9 protein-coding genes and 2 pseudogenes are annotated in these 10191 nt (G+C 43.5%); 8 read left to right on the forward strand and 3 right to left on the reverse strand.

What is annotated here, in order from left to right; translation table 11 throughout:
• Nucleotides 1-587 precede the first annotated feature (587 nt).
• Nucleotides 588-1907 (reverse strand): dihydroorotase, encoded by a 1320-nt coding sequence (locus V7K21_RS17215; protein WP_335176240.1) that lies wholly within the window; start codon nucleotides 1905-1907, stop codon nucleotides 588-590.
• A 407-nt stretch (nucleotides 1908-2314) separates the two neighbouring features.
• On the opposite strand from V7K21_RS17215, the gene lepB reads away from it, so the two are divergent.
• The 8 genes and pseudogenes from lepB (at nucleotide 2315) to V7K21_RS17255 (ending at nucleotide 9787) form a co-directional block, all read left to right on the forward strand.
• Nucleotides 2315-2956, forward strand: coding sequence for a signal peptidase I (gene lepB / locus V7K21_RS17220; RefSeq protein WP_335029056.1), 642 nt, complete (start codon nucleotides 2315-2317; stop codon nucleotides 2954-2956).
• Between the two features lie 192 nt (nucleotides 2957-3148).
• Nucleotides 3149-3934: an MOSC domain-containing protein gene (locus V7K21_RS17225; protein WP_335176254.1), complete on the forward strand. Its 786-nt coding sequence runs from the start codon at nucleotides 3149-3151 to the stop codon at nucleotides 3932-3934.
• Between the two features lie 138 nt (nucleotides 3935-4072).
• Entirely contained in the window at nucleotides 4073-5239 is a 1167-nt protein-coding gene (gene ldpA / locus V7K21_RS17230) for a circadian clock protein LdpA (RefSeq protein ID WP_335176242.1), read from the forward strand.
• A gap of 429 nt (nucleotides 5240-5668) precedes the next feature.
• Nucleotides 5669-7402: a R3H domain-containing nucleic acid-binding protein gene (locus V7K21_RS17235; RefSeq protein ID WP_335176244.1), complete on the forward strand. Its 1734-nt coding sequence runs from the start codon at nucleotides 5669-5671 to the stop codon at nucleotides 7400-7402.
• Between the two features lie 60 nt (nucleotides 7403-7462).
• Nucleotides 7463-8083, forward strand: coding sequence for a hypothetical protein (locus tag V7K21_RS17240; protein ID WP_335176246.1), 621 nt, complete (start codon nucleotides 7463-7465; stop codon nucleotides 8081-8083).
• A gap of 512 nt (nucleotides 8084-8595) precedes the next feature.
• Nucleotides 8596-8934: a hypothetical protein gene (locus tag V7K21_RS17245; protein ID WP_335176248.1), complete on the forward strand. Its 339-nt coding sequence runs from the start codon at nucleotides 8596-8598 to the stop codon at nucleotides 8932-8934.
• Nucleotides 8870-9499 (forward strand): annotated as a pseudogene (locus V7K21_RS30790) (ATP-binding cassette domain-containing protein); the annotation flags it as partial. The gene V7K21_RS17245 and the pseudogene V7K21_RS30790, both read left to right, overlap by 65 nt.
• A gap of 12 nt (nucleotides 9500-9511) precedes the next feature.
• Nucleotides 9512-9787, forward strand: coding sequence for a hypothetical protein (locus tag V7K21_RS17255; protein ID WP_335176256.1), 276 nt, complete (start codon nucleotides 9512-9514; stop codon nucleotides 9785-9787).
• Between the two features lie 41 nt (nucleotides 9788-9828).
• Here the strand turns inward: V7K21_RS17255 and V7K21_RS17260 are convergent, their stop codons facing one another.
• Nucleotides 9829-9978: a hypothetical protein gene (locus tag V7K21_RS17260; protein WP_335176250.1), complete on the reverse strand. Its 150-nt coding sequence runs from the start codon at nucleotides 9976-9978 to the stop codon at nucleotides 9829-9831.
• Nucleotides 9965-10191, reverse strand: a pseudogene (locus tag V7K21_RS17265) (hypothetical protein); the annotation flags it as partial. The gene V7K21_RS17260 and the pseudogene V7K21_RS17265, both read right to left, overlap by 14 nt.

The following is a 10191-nucleotide window of genomic DNA, read 5'->3' on the forward strand; positions in this document are numbered from 1 at the left end:
CTTCTTTCTCTTGGTTCATTGTCAGCGATCGCACAGGGTTATTTCCCTTTAAATTTTCCCATAAGTGGTAAATCTTCCAAAACTGGATGCTCCCCCTTTGAAGTACAACAAGCGAAGCAACTCTCCAAAGTTCTGAGTACCAAAAGCTAACGCTCAGAATTATTTTGCAATGCACTGCTTTCCCTGGGAAAGGGGGCTATTTTCCTCCATTTACTCTTTAGAGAGGGGGGAAATGGAAGTGGGGGTTTTCTGATCTGAACTGTATTGAGAGTGGCCGCAGGTACAAAAACTGTTTTTTACATAAGATACTAATAAATTTAAGGTTTCAAGTCGCGATTGCGGATAAAGTGACAAGTTAATTAATCAAGCAAGGTTTAGTACTTTGTCAAGCTAGTTTTGAGGGTTTGTAGTAAGCACTTTAATACTTAGAAAATTAGGACTAAAGTCCTAAGTACGAACTTGCTTACCCATCAATTTAAACTTGACAGACTACTAACCTTAACTCTGGTAGATGAAAATCTTGCCAGTTAAAGTATGACTTCGATGTATAATTATTTGTGTATTACGTAAGCTTAAATAAATATTTGCTATAAGAAAGTTAAAGCTTGACCCCGGACTTGCGTATTTACCTGGCCTTTGTCATAAACTATCTCACCACCGACAATGGTGGTTGTAGCCCAGCCGGTGAGGTTCCAGCCTTCAAAGGGACTCCAACGGCACTTGGTTAAAAGTTCCTCCCGCCTGACTGGACGGTATGTGTTTAAATCTACAAGCACTAAATCGGCATCGTAACCAGGTGCGATCGCTCCTTTATTGGGAATACCATAGGCCACAGCTACAGCTTTAGACATCCAGTTCACAACTTGAGCAACAGTACACTTTCCCTCCATCGCCGCAGTTAACATTAAAGCTAGGGAAGTTTCCACCCCAGGCATTCCTGAAGGACTATTGGGGTATTCTTGAGCTTTTTCTTCTAAAGTGTGCGGCGCGTGATCTGTAGCGATGAAATCAATCACGCCATCGCGCAAAGCTTGCCAGAGAACTTCGTTATCGTGGGGCGATCGCAAAGGTGGATTCATCTGTGCTAATGTACCAATTTTCTCATAAGCACTAGTATTCAACAACAAATGCTGTGGTGTCACCTCTGCTGTTACCCAACTAGGTTTCTCCTGACGCAGCAAATCTGCTTCCTCGGCAGTTGACATGTGCAGAATATGCAGACGACGTTGATATTTTTGAGAAAGTTTTAATGCCAGTTGGGTTGCAAGCAAGGCCGCTTGATTGTCTTGAATTTGCGAGTGAACAGCTGGATCGTGGATGTTGGCAAATTCTTGGCGTCGTTGGTTGATTCTAGCTTGGTCTTCGGCATGAACGGCAATCAAGCGCGAACCTTTAGCAAATATCGTCGAGAGGGCTGTTTCACCATCAACCAGCAACTGACCATGCATCGACCCCATGAAAATCTTAATTCCTGGTGTTGGCTTTGTCAAAAGTAAATCTGGGAGATTCTCTGCTGTTGCCCCAATAAAAAAGCCATAATTAACCAAGCACTTGTGGGAGGAACGTTCTAACTTGTCGTCTAAAGCCTGCTGTGTCGTCGTCAGGGGGCGCGTATTGGGCATTTCTAAAAAAGAAGTGACTCCGCCTTTAGCACAGGCACAACTGGCGGTGAATAAATCTTCCTTATGTTCTAGTCCAGGTTCTCGAAAATGCACCTGCGGATCGATAACTCCTGGCAACAAAGTTAACCCTTGTGCGTCAATTTCAGTGGCTAGTGCTGTTTGGGAGATTTCTGGGGCAACTTCGACTATTTGGCGATCGCGCGTCAACACATCCCCAATCATCAGTTCACCATTGGGTAGAATTATACGAGCGCGGCGAATCAGTAAATTTTGTGGGGATGACATAAAGTTAACTTTGTTCAGACAGGGAGCTATGTATTACAGAGAACCATGCTTTTAGATTAAACTTATTCGCGATCAGAGTAACCAATTTTTGCTGTGTGTTAAAAAAAAGTTTATTTTTAATTTATGAAGAAGCCCGTCAATCAATTTTTGATTTTAGATTTAAGATTTTGTATTGACTGTACCGTAGAAGGGATGCGGCTTGGGGATTTTACATTGGTTTCACCCACCAAAGGCGAGTCATGATCCATAAGAGACACCCCCAATCCAAAATCTCAAATCCACAATCTAAAATTGGTAGTCAAGATGCGAACATGATTAGGAAATTAAAGTTTTCCCGTTAAGATTAACAAATAAAGTCTCACTAGGCGAGTTGATCACCTACATCTTTCGTTCAGTTAAGTAATTTCATGCAAAATCAAGTGCCTGATAACAATTCTAGTCAACAACCTGATAATTCTTGGATCGCAGAGCTAGGTAGAACAATTGTATTGAGCATTGTTCTAGCTCTGGGAATTCGTACATTTGTTGCTGAAGCACGCTGGATTCCTTCTGGATCGATGGAACCGACTCTGCATGGTACGCCAAACCAGTGGGAGGCAGACAAAATCATTGTCGATAAGTTGAAATATAAATTTGCTGACCCGCAGAGGGGAGATATTGTAGTATTTTCACCTACCAAAGAACTACAGAAAGAACAATACCAGGATGCTTTTATTAAACGGGTAATTGGCTTACCTGGAGAAAAAGTACAACTTAGAGATGGCAAAGTCTATATCAACAACAAACCCCTCTCAGAAGCCAATTACCTCAGTTCTGGGCAGAGTACGGTAATTGATGTTTGTCAATCAGGGCCACAACCACCTTTTTTGGCGAAACTCCAGACTATACCAGCCGATTCATACTTAGTACTAGGTGACAATCGTAACAATAGTTATGATGGCCGCTGCTGGGGTGTTGTCCCCCGGCAGAATATTATTGGACGGGCTGTAGTTCGCTTCTGGCCTCTAAATCATGTTGGAGGAATAGATAAATCGCCACTATATCCATAAATTAACAATATTACTAAGCTGGGTAAGTAACAAAAGAATTTTAGATTGGGAACTTCTAAATCACCAATCTTTAATCCAAAATTTGTCTTGAAAAGTTTGCTACGGAGGGACTTGTTACAACGCTCTTAACCCGCGCAACGCAGTGGCTCTCCTTACAACTTTTCGCAAAATCTAAAATTCAAAATTGCTATGATGCCTTACCTAGCCAAGATTTTAGTGTATCCAGTTAAGTCACTGGATGGTGTTGAAGTTGAGAACGCTGGAGTTCTTGCCAGTGGCGCACTACAGTATGACCGTGAGTTTGCCATTTTTGACGAACAGGGTAAATTTGTCAATGCCAAGCGTCATGCTAAAATCCATTTACTAAGGGCGCAATTTGCACTCTTCAATAGAACTATCTCGCTACAAATCCCAGGCGGCGACTTACAACAAATTTTTCATCTAGATGATGAACAGCAAGCGCTAGAAGCAACTTTGAGTGATTTTTTTGGGTTTGCTGTCACATTGAGGCAAAACTCTCTGATGGGCTTTCCTGACGATACATCTGCACCAGGTTCAACGGTAATTAGTACAGCAACGTTGGCAGAGGTAGCTTCTTGGTTTCCTGGTTTAAGTGTAGATGAAATGCGCCGTCGGATGCGTGCCAACATTGAGATTGATGGTGTACCAGCATTTTGGGAAGATCAGCTATTTAGTGAACAAGGTAATTTATTTTCCTTTCAAGTTGGAGAAGTCCACTTTTTTGGGGTTAAGCCGTGTCAGCGTTGTATAGTCCCAACACGCGATTCTTACTTAGGTGAAGCTTACCCAAACTTTCAAAAAATCTTTGCGAACCAGAGGCAAGCAACCTTGCCAGATTGGGTTGCTTCATCGCCTTTTAATCACTTTTACAGATTGAGTGTCAATACCCAATTACCCCCATCGTCAGCCGGAAAAATTTTACAAATCGGCGATGAGGTAAACATACTTCCACAATAAAATTAACATTTATTTGAAATAAAAAATACAAAGTAAATTTTTTTATCATTTATTTGCGTGAAAATTTTAAAATTGTTGTAGTTAAATATAGATTTTTGTACAAGTTGAGAGCTTTTGAAACTGGAAAATCAAGTAAGTGTGACTGATCTATTCGCCCCTTTACAATCTCTCAAACAAGGTGACTGGTTCAAACTGATCTGCGGAGCCAGCTTCCAGGATTTGTCGGCAGTCAGAAATTTAACGTTAGCCTATACTTTGGCGGGCGCTGACTGTATAGATGTTGCAGCTGATCCAGCAGTAATTGCAGCGGCGCAAGCAGCGCTACAAGTAGCTAGAACTCTTGCTAGAGATGCCCAAAAGCGAGGCTTTAACTACAAAGGCAATTCACCCTTTTTGATGGTCAGCCTGAACGATGGAGAAGACCCCCATTTTCGGAAAGCGGAATTTAATCCTACTGAGTGTCCTACAGATTGTCCTAGACCCTGTGAACGGATTTGTCCGGCACAAGCAATTATATTTAACAGTAAAAAAGAAGACTTTTCCGGAGTAGCATCCGAAAAGTGCTATGGCTGCGGTCGTTGCATACCAATTTGTCCCTATGGTATAATTTATACATATTCATATGTGACAACGCCGGGAGCGATCGCGCCATTGATAATGTCAACGGGAGTAGATGCCGTAGAAATCCATACACAAGTAGGGCGGTTGGCAGAATTTCAGCGATTGTGGCAAGCAATTTCACCGTGGGCCGACCAATTAAAGCTACTAGCTATCAGCTGTCCCGATGGCGATGGGATGACTGACTACCTAAAAGCAATATATGATCTGATTGCCCCACTCAAGAGTGCTTTAATATGGCAAACCGACGGTCGCCCCATGAGCGGCGATATTGGCGATGGCACTACAATAGCCGCGGTGAAATTAGGGCAAAAAGTTTTGGCAGCTAAATTACCGGGATATGTGCAGTTAGCAGGCGGCACTAATAGCTATACCGTTACTAAGTTAAAGGCAATGGGACTGCTCAGAGAGGCAGAGGCGTCCTTTGCTGGGGGCAGAGGAGAAGAGTTTTCACCCCTAGCCCTAGTCCCTGCTCCTTGCTCCCTTGCCTCCATTGCCGGGGTCGCCTACGGTAGCTACGCCCGTGTACTGCTGTCACCGATTCTCGATCAATTAGAGAATAAGGAGGTAAGTAACATCAATATTAAGGCGATTATTCGCCTAGAAGAAGATGACCGATTACTTTGGCAAGCTGTAGAACTTGCCCATTCTCTCGTTTCCCAAATCAAGTTACAGCAGGAGCGTTAATTTATTGCTCAGGACAATTACCCAGAACGGGTTCTCCTGCACGCAAATCTAAAACTTAAATTGGTCAGTCAACGGTTCCTCGCCCTTTGGTTGCGCTGGTTCAAAATTCGTAAATCAGTTTACAACTGTAACGCACCTAGTCTTCGACCCTAAAAAGGTTGGGTTTTTTTGTAGGTTCCACGTAGTGAAAGTTCTTAGACTATTACTTCAACAACTTTAGAGATATAAGATAGAGGTATGCTTTTGTCCCTCATTCCCCGATAGGTTGAGAGAGTGAGCATTTGTTAAGCATAAATGTTGAGTATTAAATCATACTAAAAATTTATGCTCGTATAGTCAAGGTAGGGAGTTTGAGCATGAAGTGAGCGTTTGAGAACAGTTAAAGGCTGAAAGTATTCATTTGCTGTTGTTTCCGTCACCATATAAAGCATGACGATTACAGACGATCTCCAAAAGTTATTAGACATTTTGCCCCAAGATTTGCAACAAGTACTAGAGAGTCATCCCAAACGAGATAGTTTAGTAGAAGTGGTTTTGGATTTGGGTCGTCGCCCAGAGGCTCGCTTTCCCAATCAAGCTGAGTATCTGAGCGAAGTACCCGTTACTCAAGAACAGATAGATGATTGCACTCAACGAGTCGGAATCTTTGGCGGAGATAATCGGGCAGGAATTGAGCAAACTTTGCATCGGATCAGCGCCATCCGCAATCGCACGGGTAAGATTATTGGCTTGACCTGTCGCGTTGGTCGGGCGGTATTCGGAACCATTGGCATGATCCGCGATTTGGTAGAAACTGGTAAATCGATTCTCATGCTAGGGCGTCCAGGCGTGGGCAAAACTACTGCCTTACGGGAAATTGCCCGTGTTTTAGCGGATGAACTGGATAAGCGAGTGGTGATTATTGACACCTCTAACGAAATAGCTGGGGATGGTGATGTTGCCCACCCCGCCATTGGTCGCGCTAGGCGGATGCAAGTGGCTCATCCAGAACAACAGCATCAGGTGATGATTGAGGCAGTGGAAAACCATATGCCAGAAGTCATTGTCATTGATGAAATTGGCACGGAACTGGAAGCTTTAGCGGCTCGTACCATTGCTGAACGGGGTGTACAGTTGGTAGGTACTGCCCACGGGAATCAGATAGAAAATCTGATTAAAAACCCCACCCTTGCTGATTTAGTTGGGGGTATCCAAGCTGTGACACTGGGAGACGACGAAGCCAGACGCCGGGGTTCTCAAAAGACTGTTTTGGAGCGGAAAGCGCCCCCTACCTTCGAGATTGCTGTGGAAATGTTGGAACGGCAACGCTGGACAGTACACGAAAGTGTTGCTGACACAGTAGATAATCTGCTGCGGGGGCGTCAGCCTACCCCACAAACGAGAACTGTTGATGACCACGGCAAAGTTGGGGTTACAAGGCAGTTAGCCGTTGTCAATGGTCGCGGTGGACAGCTAGCGACAGTGGAGGAATCTTTCCCACCGGCGCGACCGTCTAATGGCTGGCGTTCATCTGGGCAAATGGTAGCACTGCCGCAATTGCCAGTAGAGCGGGTGACTGGGCGGAGTGAGTTTGACCGTTTGCTGGATGAATCCTTCAATTATTCGGAGAGCATTGATTTAGGTGCTGCTACCAGACAGCCAGGGCCTAATGGTGAAGATTTGCCACTGCATGTTTACCCCTATGGCGTCAGCCGCCACCAACTAGAACAGGTAATCAGCGTGCTAATTTTACCTGTGGTATTGACAAAAGATATAGATAGTGCTGATGCAATTTTAGCACTGCGATCGCACGTCAAAAACCACGCCAAATTACGCCAAATGGCCAAAGCCCGTCATGTACCCATCCACATGATTAAGTCCAGCACCATTCCCCAAATTACCCGTGGTTTGCGGCGGTTGCTGAACATGGACGACCCAGAAATGGCTGATGACCGCGAACTGCAACTGTTTTTGCACAGTGGTAGCGATGATGAGATGGACGCTCTTGAAGAAGCCAGACTTGCTGTTGAGCAAATTGTGATTCCTAAAGGACAGCCAGTCGAGTTATTGCCGCGTTCTCCGCAAGTCCGCAAAATGCAACATGAGTTGGTAGAACATTATCGCCTCAAGTCACATAGTTTTGGTGAAGAACCAAATAGAAGATTGCGGATTTATCCGGCATAACCTCACCTCCAACCCCTCTCCGAATCGGAGAGGGGATGTCACTAGGAGACACTTAACTTAATGTCCTATAGAGAGTTTTCTTTAAGAAAAGTAAAACAAGACTTTAACCTCACCCTAGTGGAAGGTGGGCGATTTTTACCTCCTATAGAACCAATCTCACCTAGTCCCTTACTGGCTGAATTTTTAGCAGAAAGTATCCAGTTAGCAATTGCAATGGGTTCTGAGAAAGCTAGATCAGAATTGATTATCAGCCCAATATTGTTTGAAGTCCGAAAAATTCTCAACAGACAAATCAGTTTTTTTTCTGGAGAAGAATTTAATGTTGAACCAGAAGTTGGACTGGCAGGATTTTGCGACTTTTTGATTAGCGTTTCGCCAGAACAGTTATTTATTGAAGCCCCAGCAGTGGTGATTGTGGAAGCCAAAAAAGAAAATCTTAAAGGTGGTTTGGGGCAGTGTATTGCAGAAATGATAGCTTCCCAAAGGTTTAATGCCAAATACGAAAAACCTATTGCTACTATCTACGGTAGTGTTACTAGTGGGAACCTGTGGACTTTCCTAAAGTTGGAAGACAGCACTGTAACTATTGATTTAACTGAATATTTAATTCCCCCAGTAGAGCGAGTCTTAGGTATTTTAGTGTGGATGGTTCGGTCACAATCAACTTCTGATTGTTGTTAATTTACTCAACCAGTACAATGTCATGACTAATGAGGTTTTAAATTATCATATCCTGATGAAGATCAAGATATGATTTTCCTAACTAATTATTGGCTCTCTTAATGAGGCTTATTGAGAAATTAATGGAAGGTGATCGCGTTTTTCGCTTAGAGTGCGATCGCATTACTGATATTGTGACAAGTAAGAGATGATTCTTGCTTATCCTCATTATCCGATTTGCTGTAATCGATGCTGCTGTTCAGTACTTAAGCTTTTAGCCATTTTGAATGTTAAATTTTAGATTATGTATCAATTTAGACTTAATATTTTACACTAGTATAAATACTGTGTTGAATAATTATATAAAATTACTTCCAAAGTTATGAGGTGAATTTGAATAATAAAAGCGGACATCTACATTTGATCGCTAATGTCTGCTATTAGCTTGATATCAGTGCGATCGCATTTGCTACTCATTGAAATTGAGATCACAAAGTCTGGGAATTTTGCGATTATTTGCTACTTTAAACTATATGCAAATAATTGAAATTTATCCATTTAAAGCATATCGCCGAAGTGTGGCAACGGTAATGCAGGTAGTTCCAAAGGAGCTACGCTACGTGACAATTATGACATTAGTGGGTGGTTTAAGCCCAGCGATCGCCATTTGGCTCAACAAGGTGATCATTGATGAAATTACTCGCTTATTAAGCATCGGGACAACGCAGAATGCAATCGCCCTGATATTTTCTCAACCGCTGCTACTCTCCAGTATTGCAGGTTCACTGCTGGTGAATTTGGTGAGTGATGCGATCGCTAGCATCAATAACTTTAACAAAGGCATGGGGAGAAGTCAGGGAATCAGCTGTTAACAATCGGAACTTTCAAAGAAATGGGAATCATCGGCAAGCTTTATCAGGTCTAAATGCAACCGAGTATGAAGTATCACAGACAGGTATTTACATCGAAAATCTGTCCTTTACTTATCCCAATAGCGATGCCTACGGCGGTAAACCACGCCCAATCCTAAAAAACATCAACCTGACGATTCACGCCAACGAGATGATTGTACTAGTGGGTGAGAATGGTGCTGGCAAAACCACTTTAGCAAAGCTATTGTGTCGCCTCTATGACCCCAGCCAAGGTGCGATTATTTGGAATGGGCAGGATTTTTGATCGCTCCCGTTAGAAGATTTGCGATCGCGAATTGATGTAGTTATGCAAGATTACGCTCGTTTTCCGACTACCGTGCGGGAGAATGTTGCCTTTGGGGATTTACCTAAAATGCAGGATGACGACGCTATCACCGAAGCGATCGCCAAGGCTGGTTTGGCTGGAGTAATTCAAAACCTCGATCACGGTTTGGAAACTCTCTTAGGCAAACAACTAGAAGGCGGTATTGATCTATCAGGGGGACAATGGCAGAGGTTAGCGATCGCTCGTGCTTTGTTGCGACTGTCTCCAGCCGAACTACTCATCCTTGACGAGCCAACAGCGAACCTTGATCCGAAAACAGAACATGAGATTTACAACATTTTGCGTACCTTGGCTAAGGGGAGAATAGCCGTTGTAGTCAGCCATCGCCTCGCCTTGGCAAAACTAGCAGACCGAGTAGTAGTACTAGAACACGGTCAAATTATCGAGGTAGGCACTCATGACGAACTCATTGCATTAGGCGGACAGTATCATTTGATGTTTAGTCGTCAAGCTAGTAGCTACAACTGAGTCGGGAGTGGGCTACGGTGTACACACAAGTCGGAAAAACTTCATCCACCAAAGATTTGCGGTTCAGTAGCGCTCTTGGTAGGGTTTCCCGGAGCAGGCGACTGCACCAAGCCGAAGGGTGCGTTACGCTCCCGCGTCAAAGCTAAATTGTTGCAATCTGGCGATGCCTGCGGTGGGCTACGCCAACGCATTTGTTATTTCGGCGAAATCATTTGTTATTTCGGCGAACTCATTTGTTATTTCGGTAAACTCATTTGTTATTTCGGCGAACTCATTTGTTATTTCGGTGAACTCATTTGTTATTTCGGTGAACTCATTTGTTATTTCGGCGAACTCATTTGTTATTTCGGCGAACTCATTTGTTATTTCGGCGAACTCATTTGTTATTTCGGCGAACTCATTTG

It is taken from the genome of Nostoc sp., assembly GCF_036919595.1.
Lineage (GTDB): Bacteria > Cyanobacteriota > Cyanobacteriia > Cyanobacteriales > Nostocaceae > Nostoc.